The organism is Nocardia sp. MDA0666, from assembly GCF_003023875.1.
Classification (GTDB): domain Bacteria; phylum Actinomycetota; class Actinomycetes; order Mycobacteriales; family Mycobacteriaceae; genus Nocardia; species Nocardia aobensis.
Map to the genome: position 1 here is coordinate 239,327 of NZ_PYHT01000008.1, position 20,294 is coordinate 259,620.

A 20,294-nucleotide genomic window follows, 5' to 3' on the forward strand; every position below is an offset into this window, starting at 1 on the left:
CGATGCCGCGTTGTTGCGGCGCACCCGAGACGACCGCACTGACTGACGCCGGGCTGAAACCACCCACGGCCGGACGGCTTCAGCGAGGTGACACGACCCCGCTGCTAGCGCGCTGTTGGAACGTCGTGCGGACAGGTTGACGGTCTCCCGGATCCACGGCGCGGGATCGACGGCTGTCGAAGTGTGCGTCGGTGACCAGCCGTCCCAGGGAAGTGATGCCCGGCAACAGAGCATTGCGTTACCGCAACCAGCCCACCGCGCCGGAGGGCAGAACCTGCGATCCGACGTTTGTCGCCAACCGGCACCGCGTACAGCCCTCCGAAGGAGTCTTCGCCCCACGATCCGGCGACCGCGAACCGGGATGGCGGAAAAAGGGGGATTCGTGGCGCGCACAGCGGGGCGCGCCATGTCCGAATCGAGCAGCATTTATCAGGCGCCGACCGTTCAGAAGCGTCGTCGCCCCAACCGGTTCCGGTCGCGACCTGCGGGCAACAACCGAGAATCCGATCACGAGGAGTCCCCCATGCCTTTCATTACAACGTCGGACGGCGTCGACATCTACTACAAGGACTGGGGCAGCGGACAGCCCATCGTCTTCAGCCACGGCTGGCCTCTGTCCTCGGATGACTGGGACGCACAACTGATGTTCTTCTTGTCCCACGGTTTCCGGGTGGTTGCTCACGACCGGCGTGGACACGGCCGTTCCGCTCAGGTCGCCGACGGGCACGATATGGACCACTATGCCGATGACCTGGCCGCCGTCGTCACCCATCTCGATCTGACGGACGCGGTTCATGTCGGTCATTCCACCGGCGGTGGGGAGGTCGTGCGTTACCTGACCCGTCACGGACAGGATCGGGCGGCCAAAGCCGTTCTGATCAGTGCGGTGCCGCCGATCATGGTGAAGACCGCCGACAATCCTGGCGGATTGGACAAGTCGGTCTTCGATGGCATCCAGGAACAGGTCGCCACCCGCCGCTCGGACTTCTTCCGCACGTTCGCCGAAGGACCGTTCTACGGCTACAACCGGCCCGGCGCACAGCCCTCCGAAGGAGTGATCGCGAACTGGTGGCGCCAAGGTATGGCCGGCGGCGCCAAAGCCCACTACGACGGCGTCGTCGCATTCTCCCAGACCGACTTCACCGATGAGCTCACGAAGATCACGATCCCCACCCTCGTCATGCACGGAGAGGATGACCAGGTGGTCCCGATCGAGAACACCGGCATCCGCTCGGCCGAACTGTTGCCCAACAGCACCCTCGCGACCTATCCGGGTTTCCCGCACGGGATGCCGACGACCGAAGCCGCGACCATCAACGCCGACCTGCTCGCATTCATTCGTTCCTGAGCGGTCCTTCCGCGCCGGAGCTCATCCGGGCCGGTTCCGGGTCTGCGGCAGTTGGGCGACCAGTGACCGCGAAACGGCCGCTCTCCGACGGGAGCGGCCGTTTTCAGTGGGTGTGGTCGCGGCCACCTACCTGCGCAGGTGATGGCTGACGTCGCCGATGAGGTCCATGGTGACCGCGCGTTCGGCGAAGGCCCAGGTGCCATCGGTGCGGTGGAAGCGGTCGGCGTAGCGGCCGCTCACGATGGGTTGCAGTGGTAGGTCGGGGGTGGCTTGCAGGACGGTGAAATACGATCTGGCCGTGGCAGTGCCCTCGGCCTCGTCGACCTCGATCACCAGGTTTGTGACCAGGTGTTTCGTGCGGGGAGTGCCGTCGTCGTAGCGGATCACGGTGGCGGACAGCATCTTCTCCACCGCGGCGCTGCCCTCGATCCGCGCGCCGCTGCCGCCGAAGCTGCCCGTGGCGAACAGGGCTCCGACGCCGCCGAAATCGCCCTGGTCGACCAGCAGGGCGTAGTCGGCGATCAGGCGTTCGATCGCACGGTGACTCGACGGCTCAACGGGATTCGACACGGGACGACTCTAGAAGATCCCCACGAACGGGTTGCCGCCGTGCAGGAAGATCCAGCCCGCGGCCGCTGCCCCGAGTGCCAGGACCAGGCAGGCGAACGAACCCCACGACGGGCGGACGGCCCAGCCGCGGTTGCGGTCGAACGACAGGCGGCCGGGGCCGGTGAGGATCAGCGAGGCCGCCGCGCCGGCGAGGATCGACTCCAATTCGACCGGGCGGTACTGGAAGTCGGGAGCCATGCCCTGCTTCCACAGCCACGCGGTCGAGATCGAGGCCAGGACCGCACCGGCCGCCAGCGGGGTGGCCAGGCCGAGGATGATCAGCGCGCCGCCGCCGACCTCGGAGACGGTGAGCATCGCGGTGGACAGTTCGATGTGCTTCCAGCCGCCCTGCTCGAGCATGTGCCGGGTGCCGTCCAGACCGGGTCCGTGGAACCAGCCCGCCAGCTTCTGCAGGCCGTGGTACAGGAAGGTGAGGCCGACGGTCAAGCGCAGGCCCAGTAGACCCAGATCCAGTGTGCCGCGGCGATATTCGCGCGGGCGACGGAGACGCTCGGTCTCGCCGTTGGCCCGGGCGGGCGGGATCGTGGCGAAGGCGTAGGTGGGCGCTTCCGCATCGGCGGGCACGGCGCCGGCCGGAGCAGTGCCGGGATGCTCGGCGTCGATGTGTTCGGAACCGGAGTGCTCAGTGCCGGGGGGCTCGGCGCCGGGGTGTTCGGTGCCACGGCCAGCACCGGGGTGCGCTGCGCTCGCGGCGGTAGCGCCGGCGGCCGCGGTGCCGGTGGGGCCCTTCTTCGCCTTCGTGGCGCCGGTGTGCTCGGCACCCGCGGCCGGTACGTCCGGGTCCAGGCCCAAATCGTCCTCGGTCCGCGGAACATCCTTGCCCACCGCGGGTTTCACCGAGGGGAATTCGCCGGTCGGATTGTCGTAGGGGCTGCCTGCCGTCGGTCCGGAGCCCGACGGCCGCCCCGACGGCTGATTCGATTCCGGTGTTTGATTCGGCTTGTCCGTCACGGGCACAGAGTATGACGCCGAACGAGCGGGCGCGTGGTCTGGTCCCGGCGTGTCAGCCGCGCCCGGCAGGTCCTGCGGCGCGCCCCGCCAGCACGAACCGGAGTCGCCGTGGCGGTCCGCGCGGTGTGGCCCGGCCCCCTGCGAGCGCGCGCGGCGGTATTTCCGTAACGTTTGGGCAATGAGTGTGGTTGTCGTCGGCCGTGTCGCGTCGATCCTCGCCGTCACCGCCGGCCTGGTGGTCGGCTGTGCCCGCTTCGACGATTCCGCGTCCAAACCGTTCACTCCCGCGCCCACCATCGAACCCGAGGGGCAGGGCCCGACCAGCGAACCGAAAACTCCGCCGCCGACCGGGCAGCGTCCCACCGGGCCGTGTATCGATCCCGATCCGGCGGTCGTGGTGTCGTGCCTGGACACCACCGGCGGGCTGACGGTCCTGCCGGACGGGCAGCAGGCATTGGTCACCGAGCGCACCACCGGGCGCATTCTGAAGGTCACCGCCGTCGATCCGAGCCAGGCGCCGCCGCAGCCGCTCGAGGTCGCCCGGGTCGACGTCGACGCGGCCGGCGACGGCGGGCTGAGCGATGTCGCGCTCTCGCCGAGCTACGGCGAGGACGGCCTGGTCTACGCCTACGTCACCACCGCCTCGGACAATCGCGTCGTGCGCATCGGCGCGGGCGGCGATCCGAAACCGATTCTCACCGGAATTCCCAAGGGCGCCAACGGAAATCATGGTTCCCTCGCCTTCGTCTCACCGACCAAGCTGGCGGTGCTGACCGGTGACGCCGGCAATCCGGGCGCGGCGAACAACCCCGGATCCCTGGCGGGCAAGCTGCTCGAGATCGACGATCCGGCGCCGGGCAACGCCGATCCGAAGGTGGTGGCGTCGGGCATCGGCACCGCGGGCGGGGTGTGCCCCGACCACAAGGACACCATCTGGTTCACCGACCGCACCGCGACCGAGGACCGGCTGCAGCGCCTGGGACCCGATGGCGCCGTCGCCACCGCCTGGACGTGGCCGGACAAACCGGGTGCGGGTGGCTGCGCGGCCGCGGTGGACGGCGTCGCGGTCTCGATGTCGGGCGCCAAGGCGCTGGCCTTCGCCGACGCCGACCCCACCACCCACGCGGTGACCACCGCCCCGACGATGGTGGCCCAGGACAAATACGGCTCCCTCGGCGGCGCCGCGCTGGGCGCCGACGGCAACGTCTGGGTGGGGACGGTCAACAAGCCCGCCGCCGCGGGTCCGCTGGACGACCGGATCGTGCGCATCCCGCCGCCGAAGGGCGGCGCGGGCGGTGGACCGGACTAGTCAGCCACGTCGAAGGCCCGGCCGCAGTGGACCGGGCCTCGGGGTTCGAGAACTCAGGCGGCGCCGCAGGCGGCGAGGACCAGTTCGCGGACGCGGGCGGCGTCGGCCTGGCCGCGGGTGGCCTTCATGACGTCACCGACGATCTTGCCGGCGGCCTGGACCTTGCCGGAGCGGATCTTGTCGGCGATGTCCGGGTTGGCGGCCAGGGCCTTGTCGACCTCGGACTGCAGGGCCGAGTCGTCGGACACCATGCCCAGCCCCTTGGCCTCGACGATCTGCCCCGGATCGCCCTCACCGGCCAGCACGAAATCGACGACCTGACGCGCGACCTTGGAGTTGACGGTCTTGGCGTCGACCAGCGCGACCACCTCGGCGACCTGCTTCGGCGTGATCGGCAGATCCTCGAGGGCGACCTCACGCTCCTTGGCCTGCTCGGTGAGGTAGTTGACCCACCAGGCGCGGGCGGCGTCGACCGTGGTGCCGGCGTCGACCGTGGCGATGATCAGGTCGAGCGCGCCGGCGTTGATCAGATCACGGAACACCTCGTCGGACAGACCCCATTCGGCCTGGATGCGGGCGCGGCGCAGCCACGGGTATTCGGGGATGGTGCCGCGCAGCTTCTCGACCCAGTCGGCGTCGGGTGCGATCGGCTCGAGGTCCGGCTCCGGGAAGTAGCGGTAGTCCTCGGCGGTTTCCTTCACCCGGCCCGGGGAGGTGGAACCGTCGCTCTCGTGGAAGTGCCGGGTCTCCTGGATCACGGTGCCGCCGGCGCTGAGCACCGCGCCCTGGCGGCGCATCTCGTAGCGCACCGCGACCTCGACGCTGCGCAGCGAGTTCACATTCTTGGTCTCGGTGCGAGTGCCGAATTCCTTGGCGCCCTTGGCCATCAGCGATACGTTGGCATCGCAGCGCAGCGAACCCTGCTCCATCTTCACGTCGGAGACGTCGAGCGCCTTCAGCAGATCGCGCAGTGCGGTGACGTAGGCGCGAGCCACCTCGGGGGCACGTTCACCGGCGCCGGTGATCGGCTTGGTGACGATCTCGATCAGCGGCACGCCGGCCCGGTTGTAGTCCAGCAGCGAATGGCTCGCGCCGTGGATGCGGCCGGTGGCGCCGCCCACGTGCAGGGACTTACCGGTGTCCTCCTCCATGTGGGCACGTTCGATGTCGACCCGGAAGACGGAGCCGTCGTCGAGCACCACATCGAGGTAGCCGTCGGTGGCGATCGGCTCGTCGTACTGGCTGATCTGGTAGTTCTTCGGCTGATCCGGGTAGAAGTAGTTCTTGCGCGCGAACCGGCCCCACGGGGTGATCGAGCAGTTCAGCGCGAGACCGATGCGGATCGCCGACTCCACGGCCTGCTGGTTGACCACCGGCAGCGAACCCGGCAAGCCGAGACATACCGGGCAGACCTGCGTGTTCGGCTCGGCGCCGAAGGCCGTCGGGCACCCGCAGAACATCTTGGTTTCGGTGCCCAGTTCGACGTGCACCTCCATGCCCAGCACCGGCTCGTACCGGTCGATGACGTCGGCATAGTCCATCAAGTCCACCGTGGGTGCAGTCATGCTGAACAGTTTATGTAAGGGCACCGACGACGCTGCGCCGACCCGAGTCACGTCCGCCAGACCGCGGTGAACTCGTACCACGGTCCGGCGAGGTGCGTCGCCGAGAAATCGTCGAATCCGGCCGGCCTGCCGTTCGGTGAATAGGCCCACCCGCTGCTCGTGTCCAGCCCGAGCCCGCCCGCCTCGACGAAGTAGACCGCGCCACCCGAATCCGCGCGCGCATAGGCGATGTCGAACCGCCCGATCTCGAAATTGCTCCGGACAGTGTCGGGCCCCGCCAGCAGCTCGCGGGCGACGCGTTCGAAATCCGGGCGCATCTCGTCGAATGTCGTTCTCGGCGCGAGGATCACCATCAGACCGGCGGCCAGCACGGTCAGGGGCACGGGCAGCACCCACCACGACCATCGGCGGTCTCGTCCGAGCACGTACAGGGTGCGGATCGTCCACAGCAATCCAGCGGCGGCGAGGAGGACCAGTGCCCCCGCGGCGGCGAGCAAGGGATCGGCCCACCGCATACTGCCGAATCGGGACGGCCACCAGCCGTAATACAGGCAGATCAGCACGGCGACGGCGAACACGGCGATGGCGGCGGCGATCGGACCGGGTGATTTCGCACCCGTATCCGGCGCGGACACGGGCGGGCCGACGGCATCCGATTCGTCCATTCCGCCAATCTAACGGCCACCGGCCGCCGCGCCGACCGACTCTCGGCCCGGAAGGAGTAGTCCCACGCGCCCGGCCACGTGGGACTTCCCCTCCTGACTCGATCAGTCGACGGCGATGGCCTCGACGATCGGCATGCGGGCCGCCCGCAGCGACGGCGGAATCGAGCCGAGCAGGGCCAGCACCAGCGCGGCGACGGCGTAGACCAGCAACATGGGGCTCGGGCGATACACCACGTCGATGGTCATCGCGTGACCCATCGCCATGGTGGCCAGATATTGCACGGCCGCACCGGTCACCAAACCCAATGCGGCACCGGCCAATCCGATGCCGGCGGCCTCGGTGAGCACCGTGCGCAACAGGAATCGGCGACTGGTGCCCATGGCGCGCAGCACGCCGAGTTCGCGGCGGCGTTCCAGGACCGACAGCATCAGCGTGTTCAGCAGCGCCGCGGTGGAGACCAGCACCACGATCCACAGGATCGAACCGGACAGCGACGTACCCTGCTGCACCCCTTGCGATACCGCCGCGAGCGCCTGCGCTCCGGTGTCCACGTGCAGTCCGGGCGGCACCACCGCGCGGATCGCGTCGATCACCTGCGCCTTGTCGGCATCGGGTGCGAAGTTGACGCCGAGGATCGTCTCTCCCGGGCGGTCGTACCACTGTCGCAGGACGTCCAGATCCATCAGCACGATGCCCGACAGCGCCGAGAAGTACGGGATCACCCGCAGGACTCGCACGGAATGGATGCCGGTCGGCGTGGGCAGTTCGAGTTGTGCGCCCGCGCCGGCGCCGAGGGAGCGTGCCACGTCGCGCGACAGCACCACGCCCTCGCCGGTCGACATCTGCTGCAACACATCGGGTCCCAGATCCGCGAGGACCGACGACCGGATATTGGACTGATAGGCCTGCAACATCACCCGATCGCTGCCCACGGTGGCGAAGGCCATCTGCGCCGATCCCACATCCGCGACCCCGGGAACCCGCCGCACGGCCTCCTTCAGATCGGCCGGAAGCAAGGGCCCCGTGGGGAATTCGGCCAGCGAGGTGGGGCTGATGTAGGCGTCGCGTCGGCCGAGATCGGAGAACGAGTCCGTCGCCGAATCGACCAGATTGCTCGAGGCACCGCCCATCGCGACGGTCGCGGTGACGCCGATCATCACCGTCATCGCCGTCGCCCAGACGCGACGCGGAGCCCGCTCGATGGTGGTCGCCCCCAGCGCGCCGGGCGCTCCGAAGATACGGGCCACCGCCGCGGCCAGGCGCACGATCGGGCCCATCGCGGCGAAACACAGGCCGACCGCGCCCGCGATGGACAGCGAGATCGCGGCGAGCGAGGCCCGCCCCAGATCGGCGCGGGCGATGAAAATCGCGCCACCGACCATGACCAGGCCGCCCACCAGCGCACCCCAGCGCAGCCACGGCCCCACCGCATCGGCCTTCGACACGCCGACCGGCGCGAGCGCTTCGATGGGTTGCACCTTGTAGACCTGGCGAGCCGCGATCGCCGCGGCGGCGACGCTGGCGAGCACGCAGGCCGCGATCGCGAACGGAATCGCGTATCCGGGCACCATGTATTCGGTACGGGTGTCCACCGCCGCCACCATGGCCGAGGGAATCGTGTCGATCGACATGCGGCCGGCGAAGATGCCGACCACCGAACCGATCGCGCCGCCGATCAACCCGATGACGGCCGCCTCCACGATGAGATCACGCACCATCGGGCGCCGCCGCCCGCCGATCGCGCGCAGCAGCGACAGTGTCGGGCGGCGTTGTGCCACCGCCATACTCATCGCGTTGTAGATCAGGAAGCCCGAAACGATCAGCGCCGCAGCCGAAGCCATCGTCGTGGAGAAGCGGACGAGCTGGATCGCGCCGCTCGCCTGGGCGGTGCGCAGACTCGGATCGGCCACCACGGCACGGCCGCTCACCAGTGTGGTCAGCGCCGAACGCAGCTGTCCGACATCGGTTCCCGGCTTCGGCACGATCTGGATGGAGTCGAGCATGCCGGCCCGTCCGGCGAGTTGCTGGGCGACGGGCAGCGTGGCGATGACAATGTGCCCGCCGTTGAGTTTGTGCGAGGTGGCGTCGTCGAGCACCCCGGCCACGGTCACCTGCCGGTTGCCCAGTGTGAAGGTGTCGCCCTCGTGCCGGCCCAGCCCCGCGCCGACGAGAACGCCGCTGGGAACCGACAGCAGTTTCGCCGCCTGCGCGCTCATCGCCCCGTTGAGATCGCTGCCGAGTGCGGAGACCGATGCGTCGGCGCCGATGAGCAGCGTGCGGTCGGCCGGATTGCCGACCCCGGTGCGGATCATCGGCACCGCGGCCTCGACGCCGGGGACCGCGCGCACCTGCGGTACCAGGTCCTGTCCGAATCCGCTCGCGGTGACGCCGGAGATCTCGAGTTGCGCCTTACCGCCCAGCGCCGAGGTCAGCCGGTCCACCGAACCGGTCACCGACCCGGAAATGCTGAGCACCGCCACCAGCAGTCCCGCCGAGACCCCCATGACCGCCATCGACATGGCGGTGCGGCCCTTGTGGGTGAACAGCTCTCCGATATTGAACAGCCGCAACCGATCCCAGCCGGCCGTGATCACGCGCGCACCACCTCGTCACCGTCGTGCACCTCGCGGCCGCGCGCGGAAACCGGTTCGTCGGAACCGATGCGCCCGTCCCGCAGAGTGATCACGCGATCGCAGTATTCGACGGCTCCCATGTCGTGGGTGACCATCACCACCGAATTGCCCGCGCCGGAGATGTCGCCGAGCAGCTCCAGAATCGAGGCGCCGGTCTTGGAGTCCAGATTGCCGGTGGGTTCGTCGGCGAGGATCAGCGGCGGGTCCATGATCAGCGCGCGAGCGACGGCCACCCGCTGCATCTGGCCGCCGGACAGTTCCGCGGGGCGATGTTCGGCGCGATCGGCCAGGCCGACGCGGTCGAGCAGTTCCAGCGCCCGCGGCTTGGCCTTGCGTAATCCGGTGCCGTCCAGCAGTTTCGGGACCGCGACGTTCTCCCACGCCGAGAGAGTGGGCAGCAGGTTGAAGAACTGGAAGACGAAACCCACACGGTGGCGGCGGAATTCGGATTGCCGGTTGTCGTCGAGGGAGCCGATCTCCTCACCCCGGAAGGTGATGGATCCCGAATCCGGTGAATCCAACGCGCCGAGCAGATGTAGCAGCGTGCTCTTCCCGGAGCCCGACGGGCCGATGACGGAGGTGAATTCACCCGCCTCGATGCGCAGGCTGATGGTGTCGAGGGCGCGAACCCGCTGTTCACCCACCCGGTATTCCTTGACTACGTCGGTCAATTCCAACATGGCGGTCGCCCCACCCTCTTTCTGCTGTCGGTCGCGGTGGCGGCGCGGGTTCGACTGCGCCGCAACCGGGTCGGATCGTCGCTCAGCGTGCCAGGGCCGGCTCCCGATGCCAATGCCGGACCTCGTGTGCGTCGAGCACGGCACGCAGTACCGGTTGTTCGGCGGCCAATTCCCGATAGGCCTCGCTCGGGGACTGTCCCTGCAGCTGGGCCTGGTCGAGTTTGGCGTGCAGGTGGTTGTCCCACCGATACCGCAGGGCGGCAAGCACTCCGGTGGGCCCGCCGAAGAGCCGATCGCACTCGGGCAGGTCGTAGAACAGGCCCGGAGTGGCCGGATCGACGGCCGCGCGGGCGAGCACCTCGTGCAGGATTTCGGTACGAGCGTGCTGGTCTTGCCAAGTCATCGCACCCATCTCCTCGGGCCGGGTGTCCGAACCTCTCTGCCGGACACTGTGCGACTCACGCTACGGAGGCGCCACCGCGGATACGTCGTGCCGCAGACGAGACTTCGCGTCCTACCACGGTAGGAGCGTGGGCCCTTTCCGGGAACGATGCAGCGACCACCCGTGGGCGACTAGCCTGACTGTTATGGACCTGACCAGCGCCGACGACCGTGCGGAGGTATCGCCGCACGCACCGCGGCGCCCGGGCCGGGCACGCCTGGCGCTGGGGCGGGTCGCGCGGCGACTCTTGGACCTCGCGCACGATCCGGCCGGCACGCTGCGGCAGCGGGTCGAGGAGAAGTCCTACGGCTATCCCGTCTCGGTGGTCGTCACGGCGGACGTCGCGGTCGTGGTGTCGGCGGTCGCGGCCGCGTCGCTGCGCAGCCAGTACTTCTCGACGGGGGTGCCCTTCCTCGCGGTGGCGCTGCTGTTCGCCTGCTATCCGCTGCTGTTCTTGTTCGATCTGCCCCCGAAGCCGGCCGTTTTCGGACTGTCCGCGCTCACCGCCCAGGCGCTGTTCCTGCTGCAGCCGGTCTCACCCGACTGTTCTCCGCTGGTGCTGACCGTGATGGTCGGCATGATCGGGGCGATCGCACCGAAACGGGTCAGCCTGTTCTGGACGATCGCCGCGGTCGCGGAGATCGTCATCTTCTACGCCCTGGGCTCCGCCGAACTGGTGCAGGTGTACGTCGTCGCGATCGTGCTGGGCTGGATGGTCGGTCTGATGCTGCAATTCCAGCGGCAGTCGCTGGATCAGGAACGCGAGAATCAGGCCATCCGCTCCGCGCAGGCGGCCGACGACGAACGCCGCCGGATCGCCCGCGAGGTCCACGACGTGATCGCCCATTCCCTCAGCGTCACCCTGCTGCACCTGACCGCGGCCCGGCACGCACTCGAGACCGATCGCGATGTCGACGAGGCCATCGACGCACTCGGCGATGCCGAACGCCTCGGCCGCCAGGCGATGGCCGATATCCGGCACACCGTGGGGCTGCTCGATCAGCGCCCCTCCGCGCTGACACCCGAACCGGGGCTCGAGGACATCGCCGACCTGGTCTCCGATTTCGTCGGCGCCGGACTGCCGGTGACCTACCACCTCACCGGCGACACCGCCGCGGTGTCCGCGTCGACGGGTCTGGCGCTGTATCGGATCAGCCAGGAATCGCTGTCGAATATCGCCAAACACGCTCCCGGCGCCCAAGCGTCGCTCGATATCGCCGTGCTGCCCGGCGAAGTGACCGTGCGCGTGCGCAACACGCTGCCGCAGGGCCCGGCCCCGCGCACCGGCCGCGGGATGGGGATCAGCGGCATGCGCCAGCGCACGGCCACCCTGAACGGCAACCTGTCGGCCGGCCGAGCGGGCGAGTACTGGCAGGTGCGCGCCCGCATCCCCCTCGCTCCCGACGAGGTCTGCCCGGTGAGCGGACTCGACGATCCTTTGACGATGGTGCGCGACGCGATCACCTCGCTCACCCGCAAACGCCAGGAGGACCGGTGAGAGTGTCCCGCAGAACACAGGAGGGCATGTGAACCCGGGTCAGACCCCGCTCACCGAGACCGATACCGCCACCACCACCGTGCTCGTCGTCGACGATCAGGAACTCGTGCGAGGTGGGCTGCGCAGGATCCTGCGCCGCCGCGACGGCTTCGTGGTCACCGAATGCGGCGACGGCGACGAGGTGCCGGCCGCCTTGGCCGAACACCGTCCGGACGTGGTGCTGATGGATCTGCGGATGAAGCGGGTCGGTGGCATCGATGCGACGCGGCGGCTGCGGACCCGGCCGGACGCGCCGCCGGTGCTGGTACTCACCACCTTCGACGACGACCATCTGCTCTCGGGCGCGCTGCGGGCCGGTGCGGCGGGTTTCATACTCAAGGACTCCCCCGCCGAGGATCTGATCCGCGCGGTGCGCACCGTGGCCGAGGGCGGCTCCTGGCTCGATCCGTCCGTCACCGGCCGGGTGCTCTCGGCCTATCGGACGGCGCGTCCGGTCCCCGCGGACACTCGCTCGCGCATGGCAGAGCTGACCGCGCGCGAGCTCGAGGTGCTGAAACTGATCGGCCGCGGGCGGGTCAACTCCGAGATCGCCGGCGAACTCGGCATCTCCGAAGTAACGGTAAAGAGCCACGTCGGACACATTTTCGGCAAGCTCGGGTTACGGGACAGGGCGGCCGCGATCGTGTTCGCGTTTGACCACGGCGTGGTCGCACCCGGAGAATCGGCGTTCTGAGGGGCAGGCAACCCGGTGCGGCGCCGGGCAGGTTCGCCACCTTGCCCAGGAGTTGGAGGTTCACCGGTGGATGTGCCGAGGTCACGGGTCGGCACCAGATTCGGCCCGTACGAGGTGCGCTCGCTGCTCGGTCGCGGTGGTATGGGCGAGGTGTACGAGGCGTTCGATACCGGTAGGGATCGCGTCGTCGCGCTCAAGATTCTGCCCGAACAGCTCGCTCAGGACGCGACGTATCAGGACCGCTTCCGCCGCGAATCGCAAGCGGCGGCGCGGCTGGCCGAACCACACATCATCCCGATCCACGACTGGGGTGAGACCGGCGGCTCTCTGTTCCTGGATATGCGGCTGGTGCGCGGCGAGAACCTGCGCACCCTGCTGCGCCGGCAGGGCAAGCTCGATACCGACCGCGCGGTGGCGATCGTCGAGCAGGTGGCCGCCGCGCTGGATGCGGCCCACGCCGCCGGGCTGGTCCATCGGGATGTGAAACCGGCCAATATCCTCGTCACCCCGGCCGACTTCGCGTATCTCACCGACTTCGGCATCGCCCGCGACGAGGGCGACAACCCGCACACCACCGGCAGCCACGCCGCCGGTTCCTACACCTACATGGCGCCGGAACGATTCGACTCCGGGCCCGTGACCGCCCGCGCCGACATCTATTCGCTGGCGTGTGTCCTGCACGAATGCCTGACCGGTGCGACGCCGTTCCCCGCCGAGAGCGTCAGCGTGCTGATCCGGTCGCATCTGTCGGAACCGCCGCCGCGAGCCAGCACCGCCCGCGCCGGCGTGCCCGAGGCGATCGACGATGTGATCGCGCGCGCGATGGCGAAGGCGCCCGCCGACCGGTTCCAGACCGCCGGACAGTTCGCGGCCGCCGCCCGCGCGGCGCTGGGGCTGGGCGGCCGTGTGCCCGCCGACTCGGGTACCGCGGGGACGCCGTTCGATTCCGGGACACCGAAGGTGTTCGGCGCGGAACTTCTCGCGAACACTCCGCGCGGCGCGAACCCGTCCGACGGTCCCGACCCGGTGTCCGTGGCGGCGGCACGGGACAACGACTACCGCCGCACGCCGGAGCCGACGACGTTCCAGCCGTTCGGACCGGACGGACCGACGATCGCGGCAAACTTCCAGCCACGCAGCTCCGCCGCCGCGGGCGAGACGGCCGCGGGCGGGGTAGCCGAATCCACGGAAGCCGCTGCGGCACAGCCTGTTTCAGCCCCAACGGGGGCTGCCCCGGTCCAGAACACGGGCACGCTGCGCATCATCCCGCCGCCCGGCAAGGACGAGCGCGATACCTCCGGCGATCTGCCGATCATCCGGCCCGCCGATCCGACGCTGGTCGAACCGGGCGAATTCCACTTCACGCTGCCCGCCGAATCCGCTGCGGCGCAGTCGAAACCGGCGTCGCTGCCGAGCCTGCCGATGCGCAAGCCGCCCGCGGCCGGGGCGGCCGGTTCGGCACGGCAGGCGGCGGAACCGGTCGTGCCCCGCGCGGCCGAACCGACCCGTCGGCCCGCGGCCGAACCGACCCGCGCGTACGGCGTGATCGGGAGTGCGGAGACTCGCACCGAACAGCCTGTGGCCGAGCAGGATTCGACACCGGGTTCCGACTACCGCACCCAACTGCTCGACCCGGGGCAGTTCGGCAACGATCCCGAGGTGTCAGCGCGATCCGGTGCCGGCACCGCCCTCGGATCGGACGCGGATCTGCAGCCCGGTGAGAAGACCGAACTGATCGACGTCTCGCAGTTCCGAACCGGCGGCGCCGATCGCACCCCCGGCGCCGAGGACAACACCCGTTTCCTCGACGTCTCGCAGTTCGGCACCGTCGCGCAGGCAGCGGGCGATACCCAGTTCCTCGACGTCGGCCGGCCGGGCGACGAGGACTACGGCGACGACACCCGCTACGACGACGATCTGCGCTACCGCGACGACGCTCGCTACGACGAGGACGACCGATACGACGACGACCGATACGACGAAGCCCGGTACGAGGACGACGACCGCTACGCCGACGACGACTACTCCGATGACGAATATGCCTTCGCGGCAACGGGTTCGGAAGATGCCCGCCCCGCGAAGCGCTCGCGATCGGTCGCGGTTCCGGTCGTTCTCGGCGTCCTGAGTGCGGCGGTCCTGGCCGGCCTCGGCGTCGTCGGCTGGCAGGTCTTCGGCTCGTCGGGCAGCGACGATCATCCGGCCACCGCGGCGGGGCCGGCCGCCCCGGCGGTGACCGCTCAGCAACCGGCGACCAGCTCCGCACCGAGCACGACCGCGGCGCCGACCACGACCGGCACATCGGCCAACCTTCCGGTCGGCGCGACCCCGTGCTCGCAGACATCGACGTCGCAGGGCTCGTTCGGCAAGACCGCGACCGGATCCGAGGTGACCTCCTGCGGTTTCGCGGAAGCGGTGCGCAAGGCGTACGCGCAGGCGGCCGAATCACACGGCGCGACCAGCGCGGCCACCGCCGAGGCCAGCACCTCGATCATCGCGGTGAGTCCGGTGACGGGCCGGTCCTATCCGATGACCTGCACCAGCTCGGGAAAGGTCGTCACCTGTACGGGCGGTGACAACGCGGTGGTCTATGTCTACTGACCCGACGCCCACCGGGCGCCAGGGTCGGCGGCGGTTGTTCTTGGCAGTTGTCACACTTCTCGTTTCGGCGTGCGCGGCACACGGTGCCGCGGTCAGCACCGACCCGGGCCTGGCCCGGCCGGCCACCGACATGGTGCGCCCGGCGCCCGTTCCCCACTCGACGCTCACCCTGCCCAGCGGTCTGGTGGCCGGTTTCGCCAACCTGCGCGCGCAACTACCGGGCCGCATGGGCCTGGCGGTGATGGCCGTGGGCGGCGACCACGTGATCACCCTCGGCGACTGGACGACCGGGGTCGCCTGGTCGACGATCAAGGTGCCTCTCGCCCTCGCGGCGCTGCGGCGGGATCCGGTCGGGCTGGCCGATGTCGCCCAAGCCGCCATCACCGCATCGGACAACGATGCGGCGCAAGCACTCTGGATCGCGCTGGGCGGCGGCGAACCCGCGGCCGAAGCGGTCGAGGCGGTGCTGCGCGAGGCCGGCGACACCACCACCGATGTCGCCGACCGGCACAATCCGGATGCGCGCCAATCCATCGACGACCCGATGGTTTTCGGCGCCACTCAATGGAGTCTGGTCGATCAGTTGCGCTTCGCCGCCCGGCTGCCGTGCCTGCACAACGCCTCACGAGTGGTGGATCTGATGCAGCAGATCACCGACAGCCAGAGCTGGGGCCTGGGTTCGTTCGTCGGCGCCGAGTACAAGGGCGGCTGGGGGCCCGACGACGACACCGGAGCCTATCTGGTCCGCCAGTTCGGCCTGGTACCCACCTGGTCCGGCCAGCTCGCGGTAGCCCTTGCGGCACAACCGGATTCGGGATCCTATGATGACGCGGTCGAAATGATGGACCGGATGTCGGCGCTGCTGTCCGAACACGTGCACGAACTGCACGGCGGCGAATGCGAGCGGTGATTGCGCAGTCGTCTCATATGCGCCGCCGACGGTCCGCGCATTTGACCCGCGGGCCGCGACCGCACACAATTCCTCGTCTGACGGATGGTGCCGTGCGGGGCCGTCCGCACGATGTGGAGGTGAACGGGTGCACGCACCACTCCGGCCGAGCACGAAGCGGGCCATGGCTTTTCGAGTGTGCCGCTGCGCGGCAGCGCTGCTCGGGGCGAGCCTGTTACTGAGCCCGGCGGCCTGCTCGAACGCCACCGACACCCCCGCGGCGACCACGACGACCCGGGTGAGTACCTCGTCCGCCCCCGTCACGATGTTCGCGCTGCCGGGTTCGCTGGCAGCCGATTTCACCGCTCTGCGACCGAGTCTGGACGGACGCGCCGGTATGGCGATCATGCCGGTCGGCGGCCAGCGCACCGCACAGATGGGCGATTGGACCACCGGGCCGTCCTGGTCGACGATGAAAGTTCCGCTGACCCTTGCCGTTCTGCGCACCAACGGCAACACCAGCACGTATCAGATGTCGGCGGCCATCACCGAATCCGACAACTCCGCGGCCGACGGGCTGTGGCAGGCGCTGGGCGCACCCGAGGCCGCGGCCAAGGCGGTGCAGTCGGTGCTGCGCGAAGGGGGCGACACCACCACGACCGTCCCCGCGACCCGCTCCCGTGCCGAATACTCCGCGTTCGGGCAGGCCGACTGGTCCCTGGCCGACCAGGTGCGCTGGGCGTCGCGGCTGCCCTGCCTGCCCGATGCCGACACCGTGACCACGCTGATGGGCAAGGTGGTCTGGGGCCAGCAGTGGGGCCTCGGACATCTGGACAACACCCGTTTCAAAGGTGGCTGGGGGCCGGATCCGAGCGGCAACTACCTGGTCCGCCAGTTCGGGCTGCTGACCACACCCAACGGTGACGTCGCCATTTCCCTTGCCGCCCAGGCGACCTCGGGCACCTTCGACGACGGCACCCAGATTCTCAACAAGATGGCGGGGCTGATCACCAAACATCTCGACGACCTTCCGGCCGGTCACTGCGCGCCCGCGCAATAGCATCAGCGCGCCCCGCGCAGTGACTCCTGTCCGTGGTAGCCGGTTGCTGTAACCGCCGGTTAACGGGGGCGGGGCTGCGCCGCGCGCCCGGGCGCGGCAAGATAGCGGCATGCGCATCGGAGTCTTGACCGGAGGCGGGGACTGCCCAGGCTTGAACGCGGTCATCCGAGCTGTCGTTCGCACTGCGAACGGCCGCTACGGTGACGCGATCGTCGGCTTCCAGGACGGTTGGCGCGGGTTACTGGAGGATCGCAAGATCCACATCCACAACGACGACCGCACCGACCGGCTGCTCACCAAGGGCGGCACCATGCTCGGCACGGCCCGCACCAATCCCGACGTGCTGCTCGAGGGCCTGGGACGCATCAAACGCACCCTCGACGACAACGGCATCGACGCCCTCATCCCGATCGGCGGCGAGGGCACCCTCACCGCCGCGCACTGGCTCTCCGACGAAGGTGTGCCGGTGGTCGGCGTGCCGAAGACCATCGACAACGACATCGACTGCACCGACACCACTTTCGGCCACGACACCGCCGTCAGCATCGCCACCGACGCCATCGACCGGCTGCACACCACCGCGGAATCACATCAGCGCGTCATGCTGGTGGAGGTGATGGGCCGCCACGCCGGCTGGATCGCGATGAATTCCGGCATCGCCTCCGGCGCCCACCTCACCCTCGTCCCCGAGGTGCCCTTCGATGTCGACGAGGTGTGCACGATGATCAAACGCCGCTTCCAGCGCGGTGATTCGCATTTCATCTGCGTGGTCGCCGAGGGCGCCAAACCCGCCGAGGGCTCGTTCCACCTGCGCGAGGGCGGGGTCGACGAATACGGCCACGAGCGGTTCACCGGTGTGGCCCACCAATTGGGCGTGGAGATCGAGCGCCGCATCGGCAAGGAGGTCCGCACCACGGTGCTGGGCCATGTACAACGCGGCGGCAAACCCACCGCCTACGACCGGGTGCTCGCCACCCGTTTCGGCCTGCACGCCGCCGAAGCGGTCCACGCCGGCCAGTTCGGCCAGATGGTGGCGTTGCACGGCACCGAGATCGGCCTGGTGTCGCTGGCGGAGGCGACGAAGCAGCTCAAGCTGGTGCCGAACGATCGGCATGGGGAAGCCGCCGCCTTCTTCGGGTGAGCGAGGTCCGCCGGCGGCCCCGGCGGCCCAGCTTGCCTAGGCCATGGGCATCTCGTTGCACCAGGTGTCGAACTCCTGGTATGTCTTGCCCTCCTCCAAGCTGGGCCAGTACTGGTTGTGCGCGACGATCAGATACCGCGACCGCGTCGAATCCCGGAAGGCGATGACCTTCCAGAATTCGTTCGGGATCGCGGAGTCGGCCGTCTTCCACATGTAGCTGTCGTATTCGACGTCGCTACCCGTGACGCCCGCTCCCTTCCGGTTGGCGGGCAACCCCGCGATCACGCGTTGCGCATCCGATGACGAGTCGTAGGACAGGACGGCGTATTCGGGCTTGTCCACCGCTCCCCAGCAGTCCCAGGCCGCGGTCCACGAACCCAGACGGAGATCGGCGGCGTCGCCCGGCGTGCGCAGCGTCTTGCCGTCGGTCTCACGGAAACAGGACTGGCCGTCGTATCCGTCGCCGCTGCTTCCCGTCCCCGAGGGCTTCACCAACTGCGGGAAAGTCGACTTCATGGCGGCGAAATCGTCGCTCTTCGAAGTCTTCTGCAGCACCACCACGACGATCGTGACGACGATGGCCACCACTACGAGCACGGCGACGATGATCGCCGCCACCATCGCGCCCGAGCGCTTCGGCGGCTGCGGCCGGTAGCCCGAGCCCGCGGCGGGCGGGTAACCGGGTGGCGGCGCCGAATACCCTGCGGGAGAGTGTGTCGCGGCCGGCATCGGCACCCGAGCGGACGCGGCATTCGCCGGGCCGGCGGTGTTCGCGGCCGGCGAATAATGCTGTCCCCCAGCGGGAACCACGGTAGGCACGCGAGCACCGTTCGCAGGCGGGTACCCCCGCGTATGGGTGCCGGGATGCGGTCCGGCGGGCACGCCTGCACCGTTCGCCGGCGAGTATCCCTGCGTGTGGGTACCTGGATGCGGTCCGGCGGGCACTCGCGCCGAGTTCGGCTGTACGGGCGACGGCCCGCCGGGCCGGATCATCGTCGGAGCCGCACCGCTCATCGTCGGCATCCCCGCAGGCGCGTTCAGCGCCGCGCGCGCCGCGGCAGCGAATTCCATACAGCTGCCGAATCTTTCGGACGCCCGCTTGGCCATGGCGCGGGCGATCACCCCGTCCATCGCCGGAGACAGTCCGGCACGCCGCGCGCTGGCGGGCGGGACCGCCAGTTGCAAGTGGCCGCGGATCACCTCGGTGGGATGTTCGGAGTCGAACGGCCCGGTTCCGGTCAGCAGCCAGTACAGGGCGCACGCCAGCGAATACTGATCGGAGCGGTGGTCGAGTTCGACACCGGTCATCTGTTCCGGTGAGGCGTAGGCCAGGGTGGCGGTGAACATGCCGGCCTGGGTGAGGTGCGTGGAATCCTCACGCAGACGGGCGATTCCGAAATCGGTGAGGAAGACCCGCTCCCCCTTGCCGCTCACCGCCCGGGCCAGCAGGATGTTGGCGGGCTTCACATCTCGGTGCAGCACACCGTTGCCGTGCGCGTAATCCAGTGCGTCGGCGACACCTTCGACGATCTGCACCGCGCGCTCCGGCGGCAGCGTCAGCGGATCGACCGTGGCGGCATCGACACCGTCCACGTATTGCATGCAGATCCACAGCTGATCGTCCTCGACGCCACGGTCGTAGACGGCGACGATGCCGTGATGGTCGAGTTGTGCGCACAGATCGGCCTCGCGTTCGAAGCGGGCGCGGATCTCGGCATCGGTGTACAGCTCACGATTCAGCAGTTTCAGCGCGGTCAACCGGGGCAGACGCGGATGCCGCGCCAGATAGACCGATCCCATCCCTCCCTGACCGAGCAGTCGCTCCACGGTGAAGCCGGCGAACACGTCACCGTTGTTCAACACCTACGTTCCCCCTTCCGGCGACGTACCAGGTGGCGATCCTACCCGGATCGCTCAACCCGGCGTGACCAGGCCGGATTCGTAGGCGATCACCACGGCTTGCGCGCGATCACGCAGATCGAGTTTGGAAAACACCTTGGACACATGGGTTTTCACGGTCTGCTCGGCGACGAACAGCGCCTCGGCGATCTCGGTGTTGGACATGCCCTTGGCGATCAGCTCGAGGACTTCGCGCTCGCGCGGGGTCCTGTCTCTTATACACATCTGACGCTGCCGACGAAGCTAGAAGTG

Annotated in this window: 16 protein-coding genes and 1 pseudogene; 8 read left to right on the forward strand and 9 right to left on the reverse strand. The window is 69.1% G+C overall.

Annotated features, from left to right (window positions below; genetic code table 11):
- The first annotated feature begins 523 nt into the window (after positions 1-523).
- Entirely contained in the window at positions 524-1,348 is an 825-nt protein-coding gene (locus C8258_RS14795; RefSeq protein WP_106955652.1) for an alpha/beta fold hydrolase, read from the forward strand.
- Between the two features lie 126 nt (positions 1,349-1,474).
- Here the strand turns inward: C8258_RS14795 and C8258_RS32895 are convergent, their stop codons facing one another.
- Both C8258_RS32895 and C8258_RS32275 read right to left on the reverse strand, forming a co-directional pair.
- Complete coding sequence (locus tag C8258_RS32895; RefSeq protein ID WP_036503893.1) at positions 1,475-1,918, reverse strand: nuclear transport factor 2 family protein; 444 nt, start codon at positions 1,916-1,918, stop codon at positions 1,475-1,477.
- Positions 1,919-1,927: 9 nt separating this feature from the next.
- Positions 1,928-2,929, reverse strand: a complete 1,002-nt coding sequence (locus tag C8258_RS32275; protein ID WP_106955653.1) for a DoxX family protein — start codon at positions 2,927-2,929, stop codon at positions 1,928-1,930.
- Positions 2,930-3,107: 178 nt separating this feature from the next.
- On the opposite strand from C8258_RS32275, the gene C8258_RS14810 reads away from it, so the two are divergent.
- Entirely contained in the window at positions 3,108-4,238 is a 1,131-nt protein-coding gene (locus C8258_RS14810; protein ID WP_106955654.1) for a sorbosone dehydrogenase family protein, read from the forward strand.
- 53 nt (positions 4,239-4,291) lie between these two features.
- Here C8258_RS14810 and gatB read toward each other — a convergent pair whose 3' ends face one another.
- The 5 genes from gatB to C8258_RS14835 all read right to left on the reverse strand — a co-directional run bounded on the left by gatB (position 4,292) and on the right by C8258_RS14835 (position 10,185).
- On the reverse strand, positions 4,292-5,803 hold the full coding sequence (gene gatB, locus C8258_RS14815) for an Asp-tRNA(Asn)/Glu-tRNA(Gln) amidotransferase subunit GatB (RefSeq protein WP_106955655.1): 1,512 nt from the start codon (positions 5,801-5,803) through the stop codon (positions 4,292-4,294).
- Between the two features lie 47 nt (positions 5,804-5,850).
- The gene (locus tag C8258_RS14820; RefSeq protein ID WP_106955656.1) at positions 5,851-6,468 is read right to left on the reverse strand and encodes a DUF1109 domain-containing protein; all 618 of its coding nucleotides are present in this window, start codon (positions 6,466-6,468) and stop codon (positions 5,851-5,853) included.
- Between the two features lie 102 nt (positions 6,469-6,570).
- Positions 6,571-9,063, reverse strand: coding sequence for an FtsX-like permease family protein (locus C8258_RS14825; RefSeq protein ID WP_106955657.1), 2,493 nt, complete (start codon positions 9,061-9,063; stop codon positions 6,571-6,573).
- Positions 9,060-9,782 carry an ABC transporter ATP-binding protein gene (locus C8258_RS14830; RefSeq protein ID WP_106955658.1) on the reverse strand — a complete coding sequence of 241 codons (723 nt, stop codon included), beginning with the start codon at positions 9,780-9,782 and terminating at the stop codon, positions 9,060-9,062. The genes C8258_RS14825 and C8258_RS14830 overlap by 4 nt, the downstream gene beginning before the upstream one ends.
- An 82-nt stretch (positions 9,783-9,864) precedes the next feature.
- Positions 9,865-10,185, reverse strand: coding sequence for a hypothetical protein (locus tag C8258_RS14835; RefSeq protein ID WP_051024815.1), 321 nt, complete (start codon positions 10,183-10,185; stop codon positions 9,865-9,867).
- 184 nt (positions 10,186-10,369) lie between these two features.
- Between C8258_RS14835 and C8258_RS14840 the strand changes: the two genes are divergently transcribed.
- From C8258_RS14840 to C8258_RS14865, 6 genes are all read left to right on the forward strand, one after another.
- A complete protein-coding gene (locus C8258_RS14840) occupies positions 10,370-11,722 on the forward strand; it encodes a sensor histidine kinase (RefSeq protein ID WP_106955659.1) in 1,353 nt (450 codons plus the stop codon).
- Between the two features lie 79 nt (positions 11,723-11,801).
- Entirely contained in the window at positions 11,802-12,455 is a 654-nt protein-coding gene (locus C8258_RS14845; RefSeq protein WP_106955695.1) for a response regulator transcription factor, read from the forward strand.
- Positions 12,456-12,521: 66 nt separating this feature from the next.
- Positions 12,522-15,053: a protein kinase gene (locus tag C8258_RS33640; protein WP_369974755.1), complete on the forward strand. Its 2,532-nt coding sequence runs from the start codon at positions 12,522-12,524 to the stop codon at positions 15,051-15,053.
- 40 nt (positions 15,054-15,093) lie between these two features.
- Entirely contained in the window at positions 15,094-15,963 is an 870-nt protein-coding gene (locus C8258_RS14855) for a hypothetical protein (RefSeq protein WP_233225091.1), read from the forward strand.
- A 163-nt stretch (positions 15,964-16,126) separates the two neighbouring features.
- A complete protein-coding gene (locus tag C8258_RS14860) occupies positions 16,127-17,002 on the forward strand; it encodes a hypothetical protein (protein ID WP_146161235.1) in 876 nt (291 codons plus the stop codon).
- 109 nt (positions 17,003-17,111) lie between these two features.
- Positions 17,112-18,143, forward strand: coding sequence for an ATP-dependent 6-phosphofructokinase (locus tag C8258_RS14865; RefSeq protein ID WP_063066388.1), 1,032 nt, complete (start codon positions 17,112-17,114; stop codon positions 18,141-18,143).
- A gap of 36 nt (positions 18,144-18,179) precedes the next feature.
- Here C8258_RS14865 and C8258_RS14870 read toward each other — a convergent pair whose 3' ends face one another.
- Complete coding sequence (locus C8258_RS14870) at positions 18,180-20,006, reverse strand: serine/threonine-protein kinase (RefSeq protein ID WP_106955662.1); 1,827 nt, start codon at positions 20,004-20,006, stop codon at positions 18,180-18,182.
- Between the two features lie 51 nt (positions 20,007-20,057).
- A pseudogene (locus C8258_RS14875) lies at positions 20,058-20,252 on the reverse strand (response regulator transcription factor); the annotation flags it as partial.
- Positions 20,253-20,294 lie beyond the last annotated feature (42 nt).

Excerpts from the sequence above, each read along its gene's own strand:
- C8258_RS14865 (WP_063066388.1), top strand. The coding sequence starts at position 17,112 with ATGCGCATCGGAGTCTTGACCGGAGGCGGGGACTGCCCAGGCTTGAAC.
- C8258_RS14835 (WP_051024815.1), bottom strand. The coding sequence starts at position 10,185 with ATGACTTGGCAAGACCAGCACGCTCGTACCGAAATCCTGCACGAGGTG.
- C8258_RS14840 (WP_106955659.1), top strand. The coding sequence starts at position 10,370 with ATGGACCTGACCAGCGCCGACGACCGTGCGGAGGTATCGCCGCACGCA.
- gatB (WP_106955655.1), bottom strand. The coding sequence starts at position 5,803 with ATGACTGCACCCACGGTGGACTTGATGGACTATGCCGACGTCATCGAC.
- C8258_RS14820 (WP_106955656.1), bottom strand. The coding sequence starts at position 6,468 with ATGGACGAATCGGATGCCGTCGGCCCGCCCGTGTCCGCGCCGGATACG.
- C8258_RS14830 (WP_106955658.1), bottom strand. The coding sequence starts at position 9,782 with ATGTTGGAATTGACCGACGTAGTCAAGGAATACCGGGTGGGTGAACAG.
- C8258_RS14810 (WP_106955654.1), top strand. The coding sequence starts at position 3,108 with ATGAGTGTGGTTGTCGTCGGCCGTGTCGCGTCGATCCTCGCCGTCACC.
- C8258_RS14860 (WP_146161235.1), top strand. The coding sequence starts at position 16,127 with ATGGCTTTTCGAGTGTGCCGCTGCGCGGCAGCGCTGCTCGGGGCGAGC.
- C8258_RS14795 (WP_106955652.1), top strand. The coding sequence starts at position 524 with ATGCCTTTCATTACAACGTCGGACGGCGTCGACATCTACTACAAGGAC.